Origin of the sequence: Actinoallomurus sp. CA-150999 (genome assembly GCF_050942425.1) — a bacterium.
Taxonomy (GTDB): Bacteria; Actinomycetota; Actinomycetes; order Streptosporangiales; family Streptosporangiaceae; genus Actinoallomurus.
In genome coordinates this window covers 3,772,343-3,794,064 of the sequence record NZ_CP192063.1, presented here as the reverse complement: position 1 = coordinate 3,794,064, position 21,722 = coordinate 3,772,343, and the positions used below count along the sequence as shown (strand labels likewise).

21 protein-coding genes are annotated in these 21,722 nt (G+C 70.0%); 13 read left to right on the top strand and 8 right to left on the bottom strand.

The genetic code is table 11. From position 1 onward, the window contains the following. Nucleotides 1-119: 119 nt before the first annotated feature. Nucleotides 120-749, bottom strand: a complete 630-nt coding sequence (locus ACQP2O_RS17840; RefSeq protein WP_433185938.1) for an LUD domain-containing protein — start codon at nt 747-749, stop codon at nt 120-122. Nucleotides 750-969: 220 nt separating this feature from the next. Between ACQP2O_RS17840 and sigJ the strand changes: the two genes are divergently transcribed. After that, nucleotides 970-1,908 (top strand): RNA polymerase sigma factor SigJ, encoded by a 939-nt coding sequence (gene sigJ / locus ACQP2O_RS17835; RefSeq protein ID WP_433185936.1) that lies wholly within the window; start codon nt 970-972, stop codon nt 1,906-1,908. 40 nt (nt 1,909-1,948) lie between these two features. On the opposite strand, the gene atpB is transcribed toward sigJ, so the two are convergent. Next, the gene (gene atpB, locus ACQP2O_RS17830) at nt 1,949-2,710 is read right to left on the bottom strand and encodes a F0F1 ATP synthase subunit A (protein ID WP_433185933.1); all 762 of its coding nucleotides are present in this window, start codon (nt 2,708-2,710) and stop codon (nt 1,949-1,951) included. An 80-nt stretch (nt 2,711-2,790) separates the two neighbouring features. On the opposite strand from atpB, the gene ACQP2O_RS17825 reads away from it, so the two are divergent. After that, nucleotides 2,791-3,603: a TetR/AcrR family transcriptional regulator gene (locus ACQP2O_RS17825; protein ID WP_433185930.1), complete on the top strand. Its 813-nt coding sequence runs from the start codon at nt 2,791-2,793 to the stop codon at nt 3,601-3,603. Between the two features lie 154 nt (nt 3,604-3,757). Here ACQP2O_RS17825 and ACQP2O_RS17820 read toward each other — a convergent pair whose 3' ends face one another. Continuing rightward, nucleotides 3,758-4,417 carry a GNAT family N-acetyltransferase gene (locus tag ACQP2O_RS17820; RefSeq protein ID WP_433185927.1) on the bottom strand — a complete coding sequence of 220 codons (660 nt, stop codon included), beginning with the start codon at nt 4,415-4,417 and terminating at the stop codon, nt 3,758-3,760. A 189-nt stretch (nt 4,418-4,606) separates the two neighbouring features. On the opposite strand from ACQP2O_RS17820, the gene ACQP2O_RS17815 reads away from it, so the two are divergent. After that, nucleotides 4,607-5,788, top strand: a complete 1,182-nt coding sequence (locus ACQP2O_RS17815) for a cytochrome P450 (RefSeq protein ID WP_433185924.1) — start codon at nt 4,607-4,609, stop codon at nt 5,786-5,788. A 97-nt stretch (nt 5,789-5,885) separates the two neighbouring features. Further along, the gene (locus ACQP2O_RS17810) at nt 5,886-6,305 is read left to right on the top strand and encodes a PPOX class F420-dependent oxidoreductase (RefSeq protein WP_433185921.1); all 420 of its coding nucleotides are present in this window, start codon (nt 5,886-5,888) and stop codon (nt 6,303-6,305) included. Between the two features lie 240 nt (nt 6,306-6,545). Here ACQP2O_RS17810 and ACQP2O_RS17805 read toward each other — a convergent pair whose 3' ends face one another. Next, on the bottom strand, nt 6,546-7,733 hold the full coding sequence (locus tag ACQP2O_RS17805) for an ROK family transcriptional regulator (protein ID WP_433185919.1): 1,188 nt from the start codon (nt 7,731-7,733) through the stop codon (nt 6,546-6,548). A gap of 54 nt (nt 7,734-7,787) precedes the next feature. Between ACQP2O_RS17805 and ACQP2O_RS17800 the strand changes: the two genes are divergently transcribed. From ACQP2O_RS17800 to ACQP2O_RS17790, 3 genes are all read left to right on the top strand, one after another. Continuing rightward, on the top strand, nt 7,788-10,004 hold the full coding sequence (locus ACQP2O_RS17800; protein ID WP_433185916.1) for an HAD-IA family hydrolase: 2,217 nt from the start codon (nt 7,788-7,790) through the stop codon (nt 10,002-10,004). 76 nt (nt 10,005-10,080) lie between these two features. Next, nucleotides 10,081-11,241, top strand: coding sequence for an epoxide hydrolase family protein (locus ACQP2O_RS17795; RefSeq protein ID WP_433185913.1), 1,161 nt, complete (start codon nt 10,081-10,083; stop codon nt 11,239-11,241). A 141-nt stretch (nt 11,242-11,382) separates the two neighbouring features. Further along, on the top strand, nt 11,383-12,180 hold the full coding sequence (locus ACQP2O_RS17790) for an alpha/beta fold hydrolase (RefSeq protein WP_433185910.1): 798 nt from the start codon (nt 11,383-11,385) through the stop codon (nt 12,178-12,180). A 67-nt stretch (nt 12,181-12,247) separates the two neighbouring features. On the opposite strand, the gene ACQP2O_RS17785 is transcribed toward ACQP2O_RS17790, so the two are convergent. Beyond that, on the bottom strand, nt 12,248-13,213 hold the full coding sequence (locus ACQP2O_RS17785) for a hypothetical protein (RefSeq protein WP_433185908.1): 966 nt from the start codon (nt 13,211-13,213) through the stop codon (nt 12,248-12,250). 127 nt (nt 13,214-13,340) lie between these two features. On the opposite strand from ACQP2O_RS17785, the gene ACQP2O_RS17780 reads away from it, so the two are divergent. The 6 genes from ACQP2O_RS17780 to ACQP2O_RS17755 all read left to right on the top strand — a co-directional run bounded on the left by ACQP2O_RS17780 (nt 13,341) and on the right by ACQP2O_RS17755 (nt 17,280). Continuing rightward, nucleotides 13,341-14,303: a carbohydrate kinase family protein gene (locus tag ACQP2O_RS17780; protein WP_433185905.1), complete on the top strand. Its 963-nt coding sequence runs from the start codon at nt 13,341-13,343 to the stop codon at nt 14,301-14,303. 47 nt (nt 14,304-14,350) lie between these two features. Further along, nucleotides 14,351-15,241 carry a glycoside hydrolase family 16 protein gene (locus ACQP2O_RS17775; protein WP_433185902.1) on the top strand — a complete coding sequence of 297 codons (891 nt, stop codon included), beginning with the start codon at nt 14,351-14,353 and terminating at the stop codon, nt 15,239-15,241. 52 nt (nt 15,242-15,293) lie between these two features. Next, nucleotides 15,294-15,755: an N-acetyltransferase family protein gene (locus ACQP2O_RS17770; protein ID WP_433185899.1), complete on the top strand. Its 462-nt coding sequence runs from the start codon at nt 15,294-15,296 to the stop codon at nt 15,753-15,755. 146 nt (nt 15,756-15,901) lie between these two features. After that, nucleotides 15,902-16,033, top strand: coding sequence for a hypothetical protein (locus tag ACQP2O_RS17765; protein ID WP_433185896.1), 132 nt, complete (start codon nt 15,902-15,904; stop codon nt 16,031-16,033). A gap of 83 nt (nt 16,034-16,116) precedes the next feature. Further along, nucleotides 16,117-16,632: a GNAT family N-acetyltransferase gene (locus tag ACQP2O_RS17760; RefSeq protein WP_433185893.1), complete on the top strand. Its 516-nt coding sequence runs from the start codon at nt 16,117-16,119 to the stop codon at nt 16,630-16,632. A gap of 177 nt (nt 16,633-16,809) precedes the next feature. Beyond that, complete coding sequence (locus ACQP2O_RS17755) at nt 16,810-17,280, top strand: hypothetical protein (protein ID WP_433185891.1); 471 nt, start codon at nt 16,810-16,812, stop codon at nt 17,278-17,280. Between the two features lie 8 nt (nt 17,281-17,288). Here ACQP2O_RS17755 and ACQP2O_RS17750 read toward each other — a convergent pair whose 3' ends face one another. The 3 genes from ACQP2O_RS17750 to ACQP2O_RS17740 form a co-directional block, all read right to left on the bottom strand. After that, nucleotides 17,289-17,699 (bottom strand): helix-turn-helix domain-containing protein, encoded by a 411-nt coding sequence (locus ACQP2O_RS17750; protein ID WP_433185888.1) that lies wholly within the window; start codon nt 17,697-17,699, stop codon nt 17,289-17,291. Between the two features lie 74 nt (nt 17,700-17,773). Further along, complete coding sequence (locus tag ACQP2O_RS17745) at nt 17,774-18,553, bottom strand: GNAT family N-acetyltransferase (RefSeq protein ID WP_433185885.1); 780 nt, start codon at nt 18,551-18,553, stop codon at nt 17,774-17,776. A gap of 441 nt (nt 18,554-18,994) precedes the next feature. Further along, complete coding sequence (locus tag ACQP2O_RS17740) at nt 18,995-21,658, bottom strand: family 78 glycoside hydrolase catalytic domain (protein ID WP_433185882.1); 2,664 nt, start codon at nt 21,656-21,658, stop codon at nt 18,995-18,997. Between the last annotated feature and the right edge of the window lie 64 nt (nt 21,659-21,722).

The following is a 21,722-nucleotide window of genomic DNA, read 5'->3' as shown; positions in this document are numbered from 1 at the left end:
AACGCAGGCACGGAGCCTCAAGATCACTCGAGTGCTCACCCCCTGTGATCGAGAACGAGGATGTCCGTGCCTGTGCTGCCATCTCGGCTTCAAGCCGGAGGATCCGCCCCGACGGTGGTTCAGAATCCGATGGCCTCGCGGAGCAGCAGGACGGTGCCGCGCCCGGGGTGGAGTTCCGCGTTGAGGATGAGAAGGCGGTTGAGCGCGGTGGGCACCCCGTAGGCTTCCATGGCGCGTTCGTTCTCCAGCGGGACGCAGTGGTTCTCGATGCGGCGCAGCGCGGTGCTCAGGTCGGGCACCACCTTCTGCGCTCCGACGATCCAGATCACGCGGGATGCGGCGCCGGAGTAGCCGGCCAGCTGGCTTCCGCTGGCCGAGGCGGCCACAAGGGAGCCGGTCTCGGTGACCGCGGCGACGCTGCCCACGATGACGTCGGGGCAGGCGATCATCCGCCACATCTCGGCCGATTGGGTGGCGCGGTCCATGGTCTTGCTGCGTGCCTTGGCGGAGTCGTATCGCCCGCTGCCGTTGAGGTCCTCGTCGATGCCGGACAGGCGGAGGGTCTCGCTGGCTCCGGTGAACACGCTGGCGCCCTCGGGAACCAGGTCTTTGACGCGGGTACGCGCGGCGGCGGCGTCATCGAGGATTTCGACGGCGAAATTGTGCTCCCGCAACGCGGCGGCCACCCGCTCAAGGGTCTCCGCGGGCGCCGGATCGGTGAACGATGCTGCTGGAACCGAAGTCGTCATGGTGTCTCCTGGCTGGTCGTGTGCGGCGGTCAGCGCGATCACGGGGGGGACGGAGGAACGGGTCCTGGTGTCTCCCGGGCTTCCCGCCCGCTGGATGATGTGTTCGTCTCGCCAGCACGACGACGCAGCCCCCCGAAATGTGAGGCGACGCGTGACCTCACATTCCGGGGGGCTGTCCCGTCGAACCGGTGAGAGCGGATGTGACCGGGAGGGCGACGCCATGACCACCGAATACGGGCCAGGAGAGGGCCGGCCCGATGCGGGCCTGGACGCGATCGTGAGCGAGCGGCGTCAGCTGATCAATCTCGCGTACCGGCTCCTCGGCTCGCTGGCCGAGGCCGAGGATGTCGTACAGGAGACCTACGCCCGCTGGTACGCCATGTCCGGGCAGCAGCAGGAGGCCATCGAGGCCCCCGGTGCCTGGCTGACGAGGGTCGCCAGTCGCATCTGCCTGGACGTGCTCGGCTCGGCGCGCGCGAGGCGGGAGCGGTATGTGGGCGAGTGGATTCCCGAGCCGCTGCCCGAGCGTACGGAGTGGATCAGCGGGCGGCCGGGCGGTGCGACCGTCGACCCGGCCGACCGGGTCACCCTGGACGAGTCGGTCAACATGGCCTTCCTGGTCGTGCTCGAGTCGATGACCCCGGCCGAACGCGTCGCGTTCATCCTGCACGACGTCTTCCGCTATCCCTTCGCCGAAGTCGCCGAGATCGTCGGCCGTACGCCGGCGGCATGCCGCCAGCTGGCCTCCTCGGCCCGCCGCCGCATTCGCGAATCGCAGGGCCCCGCGAGTCCGACAGCCCAGCAGGCCGGCATCGTCAGGGACTTCAAGGAGGCATGGGAGGCCAAGGACATCGACGCCCTGATCGGCCTGCTCGACCCCGACGCCACGGCGATCGCCGACGGCGGCGGCCTCGCCGTCACCTTCCTGCGCCCCATCGAAGGCGGCGAGCAGATCGCGCACGCCTGGATCGAGATCGCCGACCGGAGGCCCGGCAACATGACGTTCCTGGAGCGTACGGTCAACGGCCAGCCCGGTCTGGTGGCTCAGCAGGACGGCGTCACCGTGTCGGTGTACGCGTTCGAGGTCGCGGGCGACCGGATCAAGCACATCTGGGTAGTACGCAACCCCGAGAAACTCCACCACTGGACGACGGGCTGAGACCTGGTGCCAGTCGCGCAGCCGCCTTAGCGCGCCGGGATCAGTGCGCCGGGTCCAGTGCGTCGCCGATGGAGTAGGCGGCGATCAGGGTGAAGACGTAGGCCTGCACCGCCTGGACGAAGAGCTCCAGTGCGGTGACGACGATGGTGAAGGCCACCCCGGTGATCCCGACCGGGACCCCGAGCGGAGTGGGTTTCTCGATGAGGAAGTGATGGCCGACCGTGGCGAAGAGCGCCACGAGCAGGTGGCCGGCGAACATGGTGGCGAACAGCCGCACCGCGTGGGTGAACGGCCGCAGGATGAAGACGGACAGGAACTCCAGCGGGGCGACGAGCGCGGTCTCAGCCCTGGACAGACCCGGCGGGCAGGTCGCGTGCCGGACGAAGCCGATCAGACCGTGGGTCCGGACGCCGACCACCCACATGATCAGGTAGACCAGGCCGGCGAGCACGGCGGGCACCGCGATATGTCCGGTCACGGGGAACTGGGCCAGCGGCACGACCGCCATCAGGTTCGCCGTCCAGATGAAGAAGAACAGCGACAGCAGCAGTCCCATCCACCGGTCGCCTCGCTCGCCCATCATCGGCCGGGCGATCTGATCCCGGACGAAGCCGTACGCGTACTCACCGAGACTCTGCATCCGGCCCGGGACCACGGCGGGCCGGGCGAACGCGGCCCAGAACAGCCCCACGACCACGGCCGTCGTCAGCAGGCACAGCACCATCGGCTTGTGGACCGCGACGGGTCCGACGTGGAACAGCGGCCTCCATTCGAACAATCCCAGGCCCGGTGGATCGAACATCCGCCCCCCAAAACTCAAGACACTGTATCGAGTTAACTCAAGACAGCGTATCGAGTTTTGTGGGTGGGAAGCTAGGTCGGGTGAAGCAGCGTGAGAACCTGTGGCTGCGGTCCGGCCGGCCGGCGCGTGGACCACGGCTGCGCTTCAGCCGAGACCAGATGACGCGGGCGGCGATCGCCATCGCGGACACGGAGGGGCTGGCCGCGCTGTCGATGCGGCGGCTGGCGGCCGAGCTGGACGCGAACCCGATGTCGCCGTACTCCTACGTCACCGGCAAGGACGAGCTCATCGAGCTGATGGTGGACGCCGCGACGGCCGAGTTCCTGCGGCCCGACGACACGGCGCTCGGCGGCTGGAGAGCCGAGGTACGCGCCCTGACCGACCGCATGCGGTCGGCGATGCGCCGCCACCCTTGGCTCACCGAGCTCGGGCTACTGCGCCAGGCCGCAAGCCCCAACCGGATCCGGTTGTTCGAGCAGGTCCTCGAGGTTCTGGACGGCCTGCGCCTGTCCATGGACGAAATGCTCACGACGATGGGCATGATCTTCGTGCACGTTCACGGCTTCCTGCAGATGGAAGTCGCGGACCAGGAGGCCCAGCGCCGTACGGGCTTGGACCTCGAGCAGTGGATGCGACAGCAGACTCCCTACATCCAGTCGGTCATCGCCAGCGGTGACCACCCGATGTTCGCCCGGATGACCGTCGAGGCCGGCCGCGCCCTGACCGGCTTCGACGAGCGCTGGGAGTACGCCCTGGAACGGCTGCTGGACAGCATCGAGAACGCGGCCTCCGGGTCCTCGGACCGATCGCACGCAGACGGACTCGGCCGTTCGACCTCCGAGGGGCCGCGGGAGGGTGCCGAGCCCCATAGTGGACCGTCTCAGGGCGCATAAGTGGATCTGTCGGCCGTACCGCTTCAGGACCTACGGTCCGACCATGAGATTCGCACTGGACGACCAGATCGCGGCCCAGCCTGAGGCCGTGGCGCAGGTGCTCACCGCGACCGTTCCGGCGCTGGACGCCGGACGGTGAACGACCTCGCGCGGATCATGGCGACCCTGAGCCGTCCAAGCCGAACAGGGGCAGGCAGGGGTCCAGACCGTCGATCGTGACCGGCACGGACTGCCGGGCCTGCCAGCCGGCGCGGTCGAGACGCAGCCGCCGCGACACCACGGGCCGACCGCGGACGACGTAGCGGTCGATCCCGTCCTCCTGGTAGCCGAGCTTGCGGGAGACCGCCCAGGATGCCGCGTTGTCGGCGAAGGCGGCGGAGACGGCGTACTCCGCGCCCAGCCCCGCGAAGGCCAGGTGCAGCACCGCGGCGCGCATCTCCGTGCCGATCCCCTGCCCCTGGTACGGCTGCCCCAGCCACGACCCCGTCGACACCTCGCGCAGGACCGCGAAGTCCCTCCCCGACATCGCCTGGCTCCCCACGATCGTGCCGTCGAACTCGACCACCAGGTTGAGCCCCCACGACGACGGCTTCCAGGCCGCCCACTGCGACCAGTGAGCTTGCAGGGTCCCGCGCGCCCGCTCGACGGGCGGTGCCTCGGTCCACTCCATGACGAACGGCTGCACGCCCGGGTCGTGGATGCGGCCGGCCGCGACGTCGGCCAACGCGTCCAGGTCCTCCAGAGTCGGCAGCCGGAGCCGCAGCCGCGGAGTGCTCAACCGCAGATCGAACAGAGGCCAGTGCGACGATGCCATGTTCAGGATTGTGGAAGGCCGTGTCCCTCGGCCGCACCTGCTTTTCGCCTCCGTCTGCGGCATGTCGCCGAGGATCGTCGTGCCCATGACCTCGGCGATCCTCGGCGAGCCCGATCCGTACGGTGGCGGCGCGATCGTTTCCGCGAAATGCTCGCCTCGAGGGAATTACGGTGACGAGGACGGCGCAGAATGGATCTGAATTACAGCCCGTACGATTTCGGCATTCATAATGACCCTTATCCGGTCTATGCGCGGCTGCGGGAGGAGGCGCCGGTCTTCCGCAACGAGACGGACGACATCTGGGCGCTGTCCCGGCACGCCGACGTCCAGGCGGCGCTGCGCGACTCCGCGACGTTCTCCAGCGTCAACGGCCTGCGCATCGAGCCGGCGTTCTGGGGGCCGGACGCCGAGCGGTTCTTCTCCTTCGTCGCCATGGACCCGCCCAAGCACACGCGCATGCGCGGACTGGTGTCGCGGGCGTTCACCCAGCGCCGCGTCCAGGAGCTGGAGCCACGGCTGCGGGAGCTCGCCCGCTCGTACCTCGAACCGCTGCTCGACGGCGAGACGTTCGATCTCATGGCCGACTTCGCCGGCCCGTTCCCCGCGGACGTGATCTCCGAGCTGGTCGGCGTCCCCGAGGCCGATCGCGGTGAGCTGCGCCGCCTGGGCGCCGCCATCATGTACCGCGACGAGGAGACCACCGACCTGCCTCCCGAGGCGCTCCAGGCGATCGGCGCGCTGGTCGGCTACTACGTCGAGCTGACCGAGGAGCGCGCCCGCAGACGCCGGGACGATCTGCTGTCCGGGCTCCTGGACGCGGCCGAGGGGGACGACCGGCTGACCCCCGAGGAGATCGTCGGCGTGGCGATCCTGCTGGTCGGCGCGGGCATCGAGACCAACATGCTGACCCTCGGCAACGCCTGGTACGCCGCCTGGCGGCACCCGGACGAGCGCGCCAGGGCGTTGGGCGGCCGGGTGGCGGACTGGATCGAGGAGACCCTGCGCTACGACCCGCCACCCCAGGCCCTGGCCCGTACGACGACCACCGAGGTGGCCCTGCACGGGACGACCGTCCCGGCGCGGTCGCGGGTCCTGCTGCTCATCGGCTCGGCCAACCGCGACCCGCGCGCCTTCCCCGACCCGGACCGCTTCGACCTGGACCGGGACACCGGCTCATCGCTGGCCTTCGGCAGCGGCCGCCACCACTGCCTGGGCGCCAACCTGGGCCGGCTCGAGACCCGTATCGCCCTGGAGGAGGTCGTCAAGGTCGTCGCCGACTACGACATCGACACCGACGGCCTGCGGCGGATCCACTCCACCAACAACCGCGGCTTCGCCGCCCTGCCGACCAAGGTCACCGCCCGCCGCTGACAGGGGCGGCGCGGACGCCCCTCGCCGGGATATGGCAGCGTGGATAAGCGTCCCGGGACGCCCCCGGGCGTGGTCCATCGCCGTAGGAGGAGACGTCATGTCGAAGCCACCGCTCCCCGAGACCGTGGTCGCCATGCTGGAGAAGCCCAACCCTGCCGTCATCGCCACCCTGCGATCCGACGGGCAGCCGGTGTCAACGGCCACCTGGTATCTCTGGGACGACGGCCGGGTGCTGGTCAACATGGACGAGGGCCGCAAGCGGCTCGACCACCTGCGCAACGACCCCAGGGTCACGCTGACGGTGCTCGACGGCAACTGGTACTCCCACGTCACGCTCATCGGGCACGTCGCCGAGATGCGCGACGACAAGGATCTCGCCGACATCGACCGGCTGTCCCGGCACTACGGGGGCCGGCCGTACCCGCAGCGGGACCGCGGCCGGGTCAGCGCCTGGATCGAGATCGATCGCTGGCACGGCTGGGGCGGCTTCAAGGACAGCGACCAGGTAGGCGGCTAGGGCCTGTCTCGAAGTCGCCGCCTGGACGCCGCGCAGTAGGACAGCGGACTTCGAGACAGGCCCTAGCCCGCGCGCAGGTCGCAACGCTCACCGAGGCTGCCGAACTGCTCCGCAAGGTCGTGACGGAGGAGATCAACCGCCACATCGACTGACGACCCGAAGCGGCGGCCGGCGTTTGAAGTCGGCCTCTGCCGGATCCGGTACGCCTACGCCGACCGCCTCGGCGACGGCCGAGGCCCCTCAGGATCGGAGGGCCATCCAGGTGGCGAGGCCGTCTTCGGTGAGGACGTGGTCGAGCGCGATCACCACCGCCCCGTGTAGTGCCCCGTCACCGCCGAGGGCTGCGTCGACCACAGGAGGCGGGTCCAGGCGGCGGAAGCGCATAAGGCCGCCGGCCAGGGCAGCGGTGAACTCCGGCTCGGCCGCCGCCCGGAGTGACTCCGCGAGGCCGCCCAGGGTGACAACGGCGGGGTCCATTGCATTGATCAATCCGGCGAGGCCACCGGCCAGTCCGCTCGCGGTGCGGCCGATGGCGGTCCGGACGGCCGGGTCCGCCGAGGCGCGGGCGAGGGCCTGCTCCGCGTAAGTTCGGGGGTCGCGGGGTGGGGGGTCGCCGAGATGGCGGGCGATGGCTCGGCCGTCGACCACCAGGTCCCAGCAGCCCCGGGCACCGCATGGGCAGCGCAGGTCAGGATCGCCGAACGGAAGGTGACCGAACTCCCCGCCGGCGCCCGTCGCGCCGTCCACCGGCCGGCCGTCGACGACCAGGGTGCCGCCGACGCCGACCTCCACGGTGATGTGCAGGACGGTCGTGGCTCCGGCGGCGACGCCCTGCCGGGCCTCGGCGAGGCCCGCGAGGGTCGCGTCGTTGCCGATCAGCAGCGGCACACGCGGATCGACCGCCAGCGCCGCCAGGTCCACCGCGTCCCAGCCGAGCACTGCGGACTGGACGACCCTGCCGCGCTGCACGGTCGCGGCGATCGCCACGGAGACCGCCCGAACGCGTTCTCCATGACGGCGGTGGAGACGCCTGACCACCTGCGCGACCGCGTCGATCACATGCTCGGGGTCACGGCTCCGGTGAGTGCCGGTCTCCGCGATCTCGGGCCTTCCGTCGAGCGGCGCGACCGCGCACCGCCAGTCCTCCTGCCGGAGGTCTACGGCGATCACCACGGGCCCGTCCGGATGGGGGGTGAGCACGGTCGTCGGACGGCCTCGGGCCGCCGTGGCGGCAGGCGTCTCGGCGAGAAGGGACAGGTCACGCAATCGGGCGGTGATCTCGGTGGCCGAGCCGGTGCTGAGACCGAGTCGGCGCGCGACGGCCGCCCGGGTCACGCCCGGCTCGCGGCGCATCTCGTCGAGTACGGCGAGCGGGCCGCGCCAGCGGACATCCCTGGCACGCGCGGACCGCGATCGGGGGCTTGCCATGCGTACGTTCCCCTCGTTTATGCTCGAGTCACGAGTTTATTCTAAGGGGACGCTGTGCGGAGACAACGAACGGATCTCGGAGCGATCGAAGCGGTTCTCCTGGACATGGACGGCACTCTCGTCGACTCCGACGCTTCGGTCGAGCGTGCCTGGTCGATCTGGGCGACGGAGTACGGCGTCGACGTCGACGCGGTGCTCTCTATCGCCCACGGGAGCCCGGCGGCACGTACGGTCCGGCGGCTGCTTCCTGAGCTCGACGAGGACGCGGTCACGGCGGCGGTGCGGCGGCTGCACGCCCTGCAGTACGAGGACCTGGCGGACGTCACCGCGGCGCGCGGCGCGGATCTCCTGATCGCCACGCTCGACCGGCTCGGACTGCCGTGGGCCGTGGTGACCAGCGCCGACGGACGGCTGGCCAAGGTGTGCCTCCACGCGGCGGGGATCGATCCGCCTCTTCTCCTCACGATCGACGACGTGGGCGCGGGCAAGCCCGATCCCGAGGGCTACCTGAAGGCCGCGGCTCGCCTGGGGGTTCCTCCATCCGCCTGCCTCGTGGTGGAGGACTCCGAGCCAGGCCTGGCCGCCGGCCGGGCGGCGGGCATGTCGACCGTGGCGCTCCGGGGGCTGTCCGGCGATCTCTCCCTGCCCGACCTCGGCCGGCTGGCCCATCTGCTGGAGCGGTCGCGGATTCGGCCGTGGTGGCGCGACGCCGTCGGCTACCAGGTGTACCTTCCGTCGTTCGCGGACGGCACCGGTGACGGCTGGGGCGACCTGACGGGGGCGAGCACGCACCTGGATCACCTGGCGAGGCTCGGGGTGGACGTGGTGTGGCTGACCCCCTTCTTCCGCTCGCCGATGCGCGACCACGGCTACGACGTCGCCGACTACCGAGCCGTCGATCCCTCGTTCGGCGGGGAGGCCGCCCTCGACGGGCTGCTGGCGGAGGCGCACCGCCACGGGATGCGGGTGATCGGCGATCTGGTCGTCAACCACACCAGCGACGCCCACCCCTGGTTCGTCGCCGCCGCCTCCTCGCGGACGGACCCGCACCGCGACTATTACATCTGGCGGGATCCGGGCCCGGACGGCGGCCCGCCCAACAACTGGCTGTCCCATTTCGGCGGGCCCGCTTGGACGTTCAGCCCGGCGACCGGTCAGTACTACCTCCACTTGTTCCGCCCGGAACAGCCCGACCTGAACTGGCGCAATCCCGCACTCGCGGCCGAGATCGACGCGATCGTCGAGCACTGGCTCGCGCGGGGGCTGGACGGCTTCCGCATCGACACCGCCGCCTACCTCGTCAAGGACGCGGACCTGCGGGACAACCCGCCGCTGCCCGCCGGCCGGATCCTCCCGGTGCGCGGGGTGACGATGGACTGGCGCCGCCAGGACCATCGTCACGACATCCACCAGCCCGATGTGCACACCGTCCACGAGCGGTGGCGGCGGATCGCCGACCGGCACGACGCCTTCCTCGTCGGCGAGGTCTACGAACTCGATCCTCGGGCGCTGACGCGATTCGTCGAGGGCGAGCGCCTGCACTCGTCGTTCTGGTTCGGGTTGGTGGAGACCGGCTGGGACGCCGACCGGATCGACGCCATGATCGAGGCCGCCGCGATGGCGTCGCCACGACTCTCCTGGGTCCAGGGCAACCACGATCGTTCCCGTGCCGTCACCCGGTTCGGGGACGGGCTCCGAGGACGGCGCCGCTCACTCGCGCTGCACGTTCTGATGGCATTGCTGCCGGGAACCTTCTGGCTCTACCAGGGCGAGGAGCTCGGCCTGGGCGACGGGCACGTGCCGCCCGGCCATGGCGCCGACCCGCTGGGCGCCGCCCAGCCGGAGGAGAGCCGCGACGCCGCGCGCACTCCCATGCCGTGGCGGCCCGGCCCAGGTCTGGGTTTCACCACGGGGCATCCGTGGCTGCCCGACGGCGCACGCGGTGACGACGACACCGTGGCGACGCAGCACGACGACCCGGCGTCCCACCTGAACACCGTCGGCCGGCTGCTGACCACCAGACGCCGGCTGACCCACCTGCTGGCCGCCACCGACGACGTGACCAGGGCCGTGCTCGCCGCACCGGTGACCGCCTACCGCCGGGGAGCTCTCTGGTCCGTGGTGAACCTGCGGGACACCCCCGTGGCCGATGTGGACCTGCCCGCGCCGGCGGTGTTCGACACGGACGACCCCTCCGTCACGCCCGGCCGGCCCAAGACCGGCCGCGTCCGGCTCGCTCCCCAGCAGGCGCTCCTCCTGGCCGAAGGATGACCGGCATGACGACGCGCACGCCGAATGGGGGCGACCCGACCATGCTCACCACCGGCGCTCCGATGAGGAGGGCGGCATGACCGACGATGTGATCCCGTTCCATCTCGACGTCCCCGAGCTCGTACTGGGCGACCTGCGGGAACGCCTCAGGCGCACGCGGTGGCCGGAGGAGGAGACGGTCGACGACTGGTCCCAGGGCGTGCCCCTGGACTACCTGCGCGAACTGTGCCGGTACTGGGCCGAGGAGTACGACTGGCGGGCCACCGAGGGCCGCCTGAACGCCCTGCCGCAATTCCGGACCTCCATCGACGGGCTGGGGATCCACTTTCTCCACGTCCGTTCGCCGTACGAGGACGCGCTGCCGCTCATCCTCACCCACGGCTGGCCGGGATCGGTCGTGGAGTTCCTCAAGGTGATCGGGCCGCTCACCGACCCGACAGCGTACGGCGGCGACGCCCGCGACGCGTTCCACGTCGTGTGCCCGTCGCTGCCCGGCTACGGCTTCAGCGACAAGCCGGGCCGCCGCGGCTGGGGCGTCGAGCGGATCGCCGACGCCTGGATCCGGCTGATGGCCCGCCTCGGCTACGACCGGTACGGGGCGCAGGGCTCCGACTGGGGCACGACCATCACCACGCTCATCGGCCGGCAGGATCCGGACCACGTGGCGGGCATCCACCTCGTCCCGCCCCTGGCGGCCCCGGACCCGGCCACGTTCGACGACCTCACCGACGCGGAGGCCGCCGCGCTCACCGCCCTCGAGCGGGCCCAGGAGACCGAGGACGGATACTCGCTGGAGCAGTCCACCCGGCCGCAGACCATCGGCTACGGGCTCGTCGACTCCCCCGTGCTGCTGTGCGCCTGGATCATCGAGAAATTCCGCTCCTGGACCGACTGCGACGGTCACCCCGAGAACGCCCTCACCCGCGACGAGCTCCTCGACAACCTCATGTTCTACTGGCTGCCCGGGACCGGCGCGTCCGCCGCCCGGCTCTACTGGGAAAGCTTCAAACAGGTCCAGCGGCTCTTCACCGGTGAGACGACGGACGTGGTGACGATCCCGGCCGGATGCTCGGTCTTCCCCAAGGAGAACCCCCGGCCGTCCCGGCGGTGGGCCGAGAAGCGCTTCACCGACATCCGGTACTGGAGCGAGCCGGACAAGGGCGGTCATTTCGCCGCGTTCGAGCAGCCCGGGCTGTTCGTCGAGGAGCTGCGGGCCTTCTTCCGGCTGGTCCGCTGACGGCGACGGCGCGGTCACGACACTCGTCGCCGCCGTGGAAATTCATCACCGGTGGACCGATGAGTTCCGCGGCCCACCGCCGTTCTACCTATCGATCGGCGGAACACCGCCGGCCGATGGACCAGGTGGAAGGATGACGTGATGGGCTACGCGGACGTGAACGGGCTGTCGCTGTACTTCGAGGAGCAGGGCGCCGGCGAGCCGCTCGTCCTCCTGCACGGAGGACTCGGCGCGGGCGAGCTGTTCGGCCCGATCCTGCCGGCGCTCACCGAACACCGGCGGGTGATCACGGTCGACCTCCAGGCCCACGGCCGCACGGCCGACATCGACCGGCCGCTGCACACCGAGACGATGGCCGACGACGTCGCCGCGCTCATCGCTCACCTGGGCCTGGCGGACGCCGACGTGATGGGCTACTCCCTCGGCGCCAAGGTCGCCCTGCGCACCGCGATCCAGCATCCGCAGCGCGTACGCCGCCTGGTCCTGGTCTCCATCCCCTGTAAGCGGGACGGATGGTTCCCGGAGGTCCTGGCGACGATGGACCAGATGGGCCCGCATCTGGCCGAGCCGATGAAACAGTCCCCCGTCTACGAGCTGTACGCCCGCCTCGCACCGCGGGTGGAGGACTTTCCGGCCCTTCTCGGCAAGACGAGCGACCAGTTGAAGCGTGACTTCGACTGGTCGGCGGAGGTCGCGGCGCTCACCGCACCCACCATGCTGGTCTTCGCCGACGCGGACTCCGTACGGCCCGCGCACATCGTGGAGTTCTTCGCCCTGCTCGGCGGCGGCCTCCGCGACGCCGGCTGGGACGGCTCGGCCCGCCCCGCCGCGCGGCTCGCGATCCTGCCCGGCACCACCCACTACGACATCTCCACGTCCCCGGCGCTGCCGGCCGCCGTGGTCCCGTTCCTCGACGCGCCGCTCCCGCAGCGGGCCTGAGTCCGCCGGGGGCGTCCTCGGACGCCCCCGGCGGCCCGTCCTCGGCGACCGAGGTCGTCGTGCGGCGTCAGCTGCCGGTCGTGTTGATCGCGTGTACGCCGCTGGCCACGACGGATGCCGGGCCCTGGGGCGGAACATGGGTCGCGAACGTCCACAGCCACTCGCCCCTGAAGCGGTGGTAGTAGCGCTTCGGGCCCAGTCCGTTGAAGTCCGAGGGAGGCTGGTACCACACGTTCGGCTGTGTCGCCGTGTAGCTCAGCGCCTGCTCCGCAGGGCTCAGGACCAGCGCGCCACCGTCGGTGGTCTTCAGCGCGTAGACGGGCTGCGTACGGGGCGCCCACTCGGAACGGCCCTGCCACCGGTTACCGCTGTTGATCTTGTAAACGTCCTTGGCCCAGCGCTGACCGAGCTTCAAGGTCAGCGGGCCGGGGGCGAACCCCTCCGGAGCCTTCCGGCGGGCCGCGACGTACGACAGGTACGAGGAGAGCCGAGTGCCGACGTCGAGGGCCGGTCCGGTCGTCACGGCCGTCGCCGAGCCGTCCGCACCCCGCGCGATCGACGGGAACTTCTGCCCCTTCGCGAGCCACGATCCCATGGCCGCCTTGTACTTGCCGCCGCCGGTGTCGGCGAAGACGACGTACTCCTTCTCGCTGCTGCCCACCGCCGCGAAGACCGCGAACCAGGCGGGGCTCACGCCGTGCGGGATGAAGAACTGCGGACTCTTGTAGTGGAACGCCTTGATCTTCGTTTCCTGCTTGGCCCGGATGCGCTTGTTGCCGACCAGGTCGACCTCGAGCATCGGCCCGGTCTCGTTCTCGCGCAGCAGCGCGTCGGAGACCTTCGCGTTCGCCTCGTTGTTGACCCGTTCGTAGTTGGTGAAGACCGCCCGTGCCTGCGCCTCGGTCAAGGCGGCGGCCGCCTTCGACGCGCTCGGCGACGACGAGTGCGCCGCGGGTTGCTCGGTTCCGCCACCACCGCACCCGGCGACGAGCGAACCGACGGCGACGGTTGCGAGGACAATCCCGTATCGCACTAAAACTCCATAAAAGCGAGGCCGAAACATCCGCGATCATACGGGGACGTTCCAGGTCATCAGCGCACCGGTAGCCGTACACCAGGCAGGACGTCATACTGGCGCCCGGCGAACCGAGGAGGAGCGGGTGGACCCACGGCAGGCGGCGTACGACGTCGTAGTGGTCGGAGGCAGCGGCGTGGACACCATCGTCCGCGTCGGCTCACTGCCGGTCCCACTCGCCGACTCGGTCCCCGTCGGCCCGATCGAGGAGTGGCCGGGCCACACCGGCGGCAACGTCGCCCTCGGCGCCCGCGCACTCGGCCTGAACGTCGCGCTGCTCGACTACATAGGCGACGACTGGATCGGCGCACAGGTACGCGAACGACTGGCCGGAGGCGACGTGGAGTTCGCCCCGCTGATCTCCCCCGCCGGCACGCGCCGCGCGGTCAACCTGGTGGACGCGACCGGCCGCCGGATGTCCTTCTACGACGGCCGCGACCCCGCCGACCTGCGGATGCCCCGGGACCACTACCTGCCCTGGCTCCGCCGGGCACGGCACGTCCACCTGTCCATCATGAACTTCACGCGCTTCCTCTACGACGACATCGAGGCGCTCGGCATCCCGGTCTCCACGGACCTGCACGACTGGGACGGAGTCGCCGACCACCACCGGGAGTTCGCCCTCCGCTCCGACCTCGTCTTCTTCAGCGCCGCGAAAACGGGCGACCGCGCCCCCACGCTGATGCGCGAGATCCTCCGGGAAGGCCGCGCGGAGATCGTCGTCGCCACGGCCGGCGCGGACGGGGCCTACCTGCTCACCCGCGACGGCGACACGACGCCTCTGCACGTCCCGGCCGCCGTCCCACCCGCACCGGCGGTGGACTCCAACGGAGCAGGTGACGCCTTCGTCTGCGGTTTCCTGTACGGCAGGCTCACCGGCCGGGACGTACGTGACTGCGCCCGCCTCGGCACGGTGGCGGGCGCCCACGCCTGTACGGCGCCGGGCTCGACCGCCCTCATCTCCGCGGCGGCCCTGCGCGCGGCGGATCCCGTTTCAGCGCACGCCGCCGTCATCCAGGAACGGCTCGCCGCCGACAGCGAATCCTGACGTCCGCGCGGAAGCCGTCACGGGTTGTTTATCCCGGCTGAAAATGCGTGAAAGCCTTCTTGACGCGTTCGAAGCGTCTGGATAACGTCGCGCCAGGCTTATGCCGCGCGTTGTCCAGCGCCATTTCCTGCGCCCGTCGACCAGGGCATGGCGATCGTCCGCATCAGGGAGGGTGCGACGATGACCTACACCCGACGACGTTTTCTCGCAGCCGGATCCGTCGGCGTGGCCGGGTCGTCGACGGCTCCTTCGCGAGTTATTCGACCCTGGAGGCGGCGTGGAACTACCGCTATCCGTGGGGTTCGGACCACAACGGCAGCGCCCGGATGTACGGCTCCGCGAGCGACCACAATCACGTCTATCTCGCGTCCTCCGGCGTACTCGAACTCAAGGCCGCGCATATCACGTGGGATGAGGGAAAGAGCTCCGCCAGCCCGTACCTGCCGATCCACTATCATTCGGGCGCCGTTCACGCGAAAACGCAGGTGCTGGTCAACGACCAGTTCCCCAATTGGGAGGTGAAGGGTGAGTTCCAGGCACCTTCCGCGCGCGGCACGTGGCCGGCATTCTGGCTGACCGGCGCGAATACCTGGCCGCCGGAGAGCGACATCCTGGAGTACAAGGGCGACGCGCGAAACTGGTTCAACACCTACCGGAACGCCTCCGGCGGGTGGTCGAACACGATCGTCGGTGTCTCCAACCCGGGCTCCTGGCACGGCTACCGAGCCTGGATCACGAAGGTGAACGCCACCGACGTCGACATCCACTACTACCTCGACGGCACCTGGGTCGGACAGCACCGGGGCGCCGGTTTCGTCGGCCAGCCGATGTGGATCATCATCAACCTGCAGATGGAAGGGTCCTCAGGATCCCCCGGCCCGACCACCGACACCTACTACCGGGCCCGCAACCTCTACGTCGGCCGCACCCGAGTCTGAGGCTCACTTCCCTTCTCAGGGGATGAAGGCAGCACCTGCGATGATTCCTGTCATGCACGCACGGATCACACCGGCCGAGGTGACCGACATCCACCAGGTACTTGCTGATCACCACCGGTACTGGGGAGACCGAGACCTTCGGCACCAGCACCTTCTAACGTTGGTGCGCGAGTTCGGTGAAACGTGCCTTGTCGCCCGAGCCGAGGACGAAATCCACGGGTACGTCATCGGGTTCGTCACCCCAACGGGTACCGGGTACGTTCACCTCATCGCCACTCGAGACGACACCCGCGGCACCGGCCTCGGGCGCCGCCTGTACACGGCGTTCGCCGACGCCGCGTATCGCCAGGGCGCACGGCGACTGAAGGCGATCACGTCCCCCGGAAACACCACCTCGATCGCATTCCATCGCAGCCTCGGCTTCGACGCGGAGGTCGTCAATAACTACAGCGGCCCCGGCCAGGCCAGAGTCGTCTTCCACCGCGTTCTGCCGCTCGACCCGGCGCAGCCCTGACGAGCCGGCCGTCCCCTCACGTGCAATCGCCCCCAGGTCGTCAAACGTCGCGAGTCCTGCCCGGCCGTCGGGGCCAGTGTGTTAGCCGCAGATCCCGTTCCCGCACCGCGCGCATGCGCCGCGCCCCTTGCATCCAGGAGCACGCCGTGTTGACCGCGCTGTTCGCCGCCCGCCCGGACATCCGCCTGGACCCGGGTTCGCCGCCGAGCTTCTACTACGGCGCGCGCGGCTTCGTACAGCACGGCACCGATGCCCTCCCCGTCCTGCTGGGACCTTAAATCTCCCCGTCATCGATCCTGAACCGGTCCGGCATTTGAGTGACCGCTTGAGAAGCCGATCTCTGCTGCCAGATACTTCGATCATGACTGTGCTGGAGACGGACCGGCTCATGATGCGGCCGCTGACGGGCGATGACTTCGACGATTACGCTGCGATGCTGGCCGACCCGCAGGTCGCAGGAGGGCTGGCGGAGAGTATCGGTACCTCACCCGCGGATGCTTGGCGAAGTCTCGCCATGTTCATCGGGCACCGGGAGATCCGCGGCTACTCCCACTGGGCGCTGGTGGAGAAAGCCACCGGCCGGTTCGTCGGGCGCGCCGGGCCCTGGCAGCCGCACGGGTTTCCGGGGCTGGGAGTCGGCTGGTGCCTGGCCCGAGAACACTGGGGAAAGGGCTACGCCACGGAGGCGGCCCGCGCCTCCCTGAACTACTGCCTCAAGGAGCTGGGCGCACAGGAAGTCATCTCCGTCATCCTGCCGAGCAACTCCCGCTCCATAGCCGTCGCGGAACGGATCGGCCACCGCCACCTGCGCGACATCCAATACCGCGGCCAGACCGCCCACCTCTACGGCCAGCGGGTGAGCTCGACCTCTCGATGAGACTCCGCGCGTCCTATCCCTGCCCATCGACCGGGCCGCGTTGCACAGGGACGGCCATGTCATCACCGGCTGGTACTCCTCGGCGGTCCCTGCTGCGATGGATTCGCCAAGCGTCCCCTCGCACAAGCTGCTCGGACACCACACCGACAACAATGAGTTTCACTACAATCACGATGCGTGACTCCCCCGGCCGCTGCTAACCGCCCTCGACGCGAGCACCCACATGCCGTCGCCTTCTTCAAACGCCACGTCGACGACGACCCCGGCGAGTCGATCCCCGGGCGTGACTTCTTGCGGTCCTGTCCCCCCACCGTGCGCGCGAAGTTCGCCGCGGTGTTGACGGCCGTGGCCGCCGCCCCGCCGTACAGGTTCGCAGGTGGCGGCTACTGGGAGGCGATGCACGGAGACATGTCGGGCTGGTTCGAGGTCCGTCTGGACGGGGTCAAGCCGGGTGGTGGCAAGGGCCGCCACCACTATCGCCTCTACTGTCTGCTGGATTACGAGGCCAAAGACGCCGAGAAGCCGCTGCTGGTCATCGTCGCCGGGCTACATAAGCCCTTCCGGACAACGGTAAACGCGGCCGAGTACGCCAGGGTGCGTCGGCTGGGCGACGAGTATCTGGCGCGCAATCCTCGTTCGCTCGGCTGATTCGGCGCTCAGGCAGGTTGCGTCGACTCGTACTGGGACCGCAACGTCACGAGCCTCTCGATCGCTGCCTGGCTGGCCGTGCCATTCCGCAACGGATCGGTTACCGCTTCCCGCTCCTCGTCAGGCAGCGGCTCGACCTTTATGCGCAACCCAAGGGCCGCGGCCACGTCGACGAGGGTCCCCAGTGTTGGATTGGGGTTCGTATTGCCCGCCGCGAACAAGCGACGAACGACCGCAGGCTCCGCTCCGATGGCCCTGGCCACCTCGGCCTTGGACAGGTTCTCGGCAAGCCGCGCCCGGTCCAGCGCATTCATGATCGCATCGACAGTCGCGATGCGGACCGACTCGCGAATGTACTCCCGGAGGAACTCCGGGTCCTCCAGGTCGGTTGCCAGATCCTTCCAGAACAGACTCGTCATCGCACTCACCCCCACAGCTCGAGCGTAACATCTATGCTACGCCCTGTCAGACTTCCGCTGGAAGCGTGATCGCATCAGGAGGTTTTGCAGGCCGCTGCTTCGAGCGACATGTACCGGCGGGTGCCTCGCGGTCGGTAGCCGATGCGTTCATAGACGCGTCGGGATCCCTCTCCCGAGTACTCCAGCCACACCGACCGCGCTCTCCTGGCGAACATGGCCTCGGTCAACGCCGCCGTGACCGCGGCGGCGACGCCGCGGCCGCGGAAGGCGGGCCGGGTGCCGACGCCCGCCAGTTCCGCCGTTCCGACGGCGGGTGGGGAGCAGGTGGCCCCGCCGGCGCAGCCGCCATCGGGGGCGCGGACGAAACGGACGGCTCCGCCGTTCTCCTGGGTGCGGCGAAGCCGGGCCGCGCCTTCCGAGGATGGCTCGAACTCGCCGCTGAACGCCTCCGACAAGGCCGCGTCGACCGCGGCGTAGTCCTCGTCCGAGCACGGGCTCTCCACGAGAATGGCGTCCGCACCGTCATTTCGCGGCATCGTCAGCGTTTCCGGGGTGCAGACCAGGTATTCGTGCACCGCCTCAGTGCTGAAGCCGGCCGTACGCAGCGCGGCCTCTACGGCGGGCGCGGCGTCGGGCGCGAACTCGAGGCGGGGTTTGAGGCGTCGCGTACGGAACGCCCCGATCAGTGCGGCGACGTCCTGACGGGTCGGCTCGGCGCCGGGCAGCGGCGTCGCATAGTTGACGTACGGGCTGGTGGTGCCGGGGTCAAAGCCCGCGACGAAGCCGCCCGTCTCAACGACGACGGGCCGGCGGCGCAGGTTGGCGACGGCGAAACTCTGAACGTTGGTGTCCACGGTGATGTCGACCTCACGTAATCAGTGGAGCGCTCACCCCGCGCAGGCGGGTGAGCAGCGCATGGGGCGGTGCGTCAGGCACCGGATCGTGGGGCCGCCGCGGGATGGCGTGGCACTGATGCCGCGAGAAGAGCAGACGGGCTCAGTGCCGACGGCGGCCGCTGAGGGACGCCGGGATCAATGGCTTCAGTCCTTTGCCGTGTGTGTACGTGCCGTGGAGCGCGCCAACATTCTCACGACGGCCGGGAACGACGCAACGGAGTAAGTCCGGCGGTGCCCGCATTGCCGCCGTCGTTGTCACCCTGTCGCCGCTGCGGACCCTGTCCGGTCCCAATCGCGTTGTTCGCACCGTCAATACCGACGGCAACGACCGATCGAAAAGACCGCCCGCCTCTCGCGATCTGGAGAGGCGGGCGGTCTGCGGTCAGGGCGAGCTCAGCTCTATGAGCTGAAGGTGACTCGGCCGGAGCCCGCTTCGTACACCGTTCCGCCGTCTCGGCGACCCGCGTACGTCGCGTCGCCCTTCACCTCCACCTGGCCGGTGGTGGGGAGGTCGATCTCGGCCTTCACGTTGACCGGGACGTCGACGGACAGCGTCATACGACCGCCGGTCTTGTGCCAGGACACCCGGACGTCGCCGCGCTGGGTCGGGACCGTGCCGGACGCCGAGGTGAGGCCGGACGCCGGTGGGCGTACGCGGATCTGGGCCGCGCCGGGAGCGGTGACCGTCACGCCGAGCAGGGTCTGCTGGACGTCGATGACCGGGGACGCGCCCCAGCCGTGCGACAGGCTGTCGCCGGTCTCCGGGGCCTCCCAGGACTCCCACGTGAACGTGCCGCCCGAGGCGAGGATCTTCGCCCAGCCGATGCTGTTCGGGTCGGTGAGGCGGGTGACGAAGGCGTTCGGGCGGGTGGCCAGGGCGGTCATCAGCCAGTGGACGGTCATCGGGCTCATCTGCAGGCCGAGGCTCGCCACGTGGTCGAGCACCGCGGCATCCGACGTGAGCCCGTACGCGACCGCGAAGGCGTTGGCGAGCTGGGAGGCGTGGGTGCTCTGCGAGCCGTCGGCCTCCAGGCCGTCGATGTAGACGCCGTCCGCGCGGCGCAGCTTGTTGTTGATCGCGCTGCTCAGACCGGCCGCGTCGCGCTGGAATGCGCTCGGGTCCTTGCCGAGGGTCTGGGCGGCGCGGGCGGTGGCGTTCAGGACGTCGACCGCGAGGATGTTGACGGCGGTCCGGGCCACGGTGTCGGTGTCGTAGCCGTAGCGGTTCGGCCAGTCGATGATGCCGTACTGGTACGCGCCGGACCCGCCGGCGAGCTTGGTGACCAGGCCGGTGGAGGGGTCGATGTAGCGGCGGACGTAGTCGGCGACGGCCGTCATGACCGGGTAGGCGTCGTTCAGGGTGGCGGCGTCGCCGGACTGCAGGTAGTACTCCCACACCCAGCCCGGGAACATCTCGGTGTAGTCCGGGATGTCGCGCTTGCCGTCGCCGTTCGGGTAGACGGCGTTGAGCCGGCCGTCCGGCCAGTAGCGTGCCTGGGAGGCGATGAACTCGCGGATCGCCTTACGGGTGAGGCGGCGTTCGCCCCAGCCGGACATCGTGGCCAGGGACACGTCGACGGAGTCGCCGAGGAACTGACCCTTCTCCCGGGTCGGCGTGTCGAGGAACTGCTCCTGCGAGTCGTACAGCGCCGACCGCTGCATCAGGTCGTACGCGGCGTCGACGCCACTGTTGGACGTGTGCAGCCGGGCCCGGGACGGCACGTCGGTGTGCTGGACGATCGCGCTGATGTCGTCCGCGGCGACATCGGCGTTGATCTGCAGGTAGCGGAAGCCTTCGTAGGTGTAGTAGCGGACCGTCTGGTCGCCGGCCCGCTCGGTGTAGCGGTAGGTCAGGTCGGTGGTCTGGTTGTCGTGCTTGGAGTTGGAGACCGTGCCGTCGCCGGCCAGCAGGTAGCCGGCGGTCATCGTCACCGCCGTGTCCTTGACGCCGTCACGGAACCGGACGACCGGCACGGCCGGGATGATTTTCCCGAAGTCGGCGACGACCCCGCCGGCGACCTTGGTGACCTTGACCGGGTGCACCGTCTCATAGGCGAGCCCGGACTCCTGGCCCTGGAGGTGCGTGAAGACACCCGCCGGGTGGGCGCCGACCACCTGCGGCGCCGTCCACGACGCGTCGTTGAAGCCGGGGCGGTCCCAGCCGAGCGGTTCGGCGGTGCCGTCGATGTCCTCGATGTAGTCGCGGCCGTCGCCGTTGCGGTACGACGTGGCCTTCCACTGCGCGCGGGCGACCTTCCAGGAGCCGTCGGTTACGACGACCTGGCGGGTGCCGTCGGCGTGGTCGACGACGACGCGCATCAGCAGGCCCGGTTCGCCCGACGGGCGTCCCTGGCCGGGGCCGTACCAGTGGTAGAGCGCGCCGACGGCGGCCGTCCCGCCCGGCCTGAGCAGGCGGGTGACGTCGACCGTCTTGTAGTAACCCTCGCCGGGGTAGGAGAACGCCGCGCCCCGGTCGACAAGCCGCCCGTTGACGTGCAGGTCGTACTGCTGGCTCGCGGCGACGTAGACGCGGGCGCGGACCACCGGGCTGCGGCCGACCGCGAACTCCTTGCGGGCGTAGGTGTAGTCGTCCTTCTCCGCCGTCGTGCGGCGGATCCAGTTCGCCTGCCAGTCGGCGTCCGCGAGGCCGGTGTCGAAGGCGGCCGGCCTGGCCCACGGCGACGTCTTGCCCGCGCGGTCCCAGGTGCGGACGGTCCAGGTGTAGCTCGCGCCGCGCGCCAGACCGTCCGGCCCGGCGACGTACGACTCCTGGGACGAGGTGACCTTCCCGCTGTCCCAGACCGTCTTGCGGCCGTCGGAGATCTTGATCTGGTACGCGGTCTGGACCTCGCCCGGGTCGACGTCGCGGGGCAGCCAGCCGAAGGCCGGACGGCCTTCGACGTTCAGCGGCCGGGTCTGGTCGCCGATGGTCAGGCCCGACGGCGCGAGGGGGGCGTGGTCCACCCCTGCCCACGCCGGGGCGGTCCCCGGCGCGCTCAGCGCGGCCAGCAGGACGGCCGCGGCTCCGGCGGCCGTCAAGGCCGCGGGGAGACGGTTCCTCATTACTGACTCCTCCTCTGCGATCACGGCCGGGTCGGCCGCCGTGCTCTTCCGCTCGGCGCCCCCG

Bases quoted from the DNA above. Each gene is read 5' to 3' on its own strand.
- ACQP2O_RS17840 (WP_433185938.1), bottom strand. From the start codon at position 749: ATGACGACTTCGGTTCCAGCAGCATCGTTCACCGATCCGGCGCCCGCG.
- sigJ (WP_433185936.1), top strand. From the start codon at position 970: ATGACCACCGAATACGGGCCAGGAGAGGGCCGGCCCGATGCGGGCCTG.
- atpB (WP_433185933.1), bottom strand. From the start codon at position 2,710: ATGTTCGATCCACCGGGCCTGGGATTGTTCGAATGGAGGCCGCTGTTC.
- ACQP2O_RS17820 (WP_433185927.1), bottom strand. From the start codon at position 4,417: ATGGCATCGTCGCACTGGCCTCTGTTCGATCTGCGGTTGAGCACTCCG.
- ACQP2O_RS17815 (WP_433185924.1), top strand. From the start codon at position 4,607: ATGGATCTGAATTACAGCCCGTACGATTTCGGCATTCATAATGACCCT.
- ACQP2O_RS17810 (WP_433185921.1), top strand. From the start codon at position 5,886: ATGTCGAAGCCACCGCTCCCCGAGACCGTGGTCGCCATGCTGGAGAAG.
- ACQP2O_RS17805 (WP_433185919.1), bottom strand. From the start codon at position 7,733: ATGGCAAGCCCCCGATCGCGGTCCGCGCGTGCCAGGGATGTCCGCTGG.
- ACQP2O_RS17795 (WP_433185913.1), top strand. From the start codon at position 10,081: ATGACCGACGATGTGATCCCGTTCCATCTCGACGTCCCCGAGCTCGTA.
- ACQP2O_RS17790 (WP_433185910.1), top strand. From the start codon at position 11,383: ATGGGCTACGCGGACGTGAACGGGCTGTCGCTGTACTTCGAGGAGCAG.
- ACQP2O_RS17770 (WP_433185899.1), top strand. From the start codon at position 15,294: ATGCACGCACGGATCACACCGGCCGAGGTGACCGACATCCACCAGGTA.
- ACQP2O_RS17760 (WP_433185893.1), top strand. From the start codon at position 16,117: ATGACTGTGCTGGAGACGGACCGGCTCATGATGCGGCCGCTGACGGGC.
- ACQP2O_RS17750 (WP_433185888.1), bottom strand. From the start codon at position 17,699: ATGACGAGTCTGTTCTGGAAGGATCTGGCAACCGACCTGGAGGACCCG.
- ACQP2O_RS17740 (WP_433185882.1), bottom strand. From the start codon at position 21,658: ATGAGGAACCGTCTCCCCGCGGCCTTGACGGCCGCCGGAGCCGCGGCC.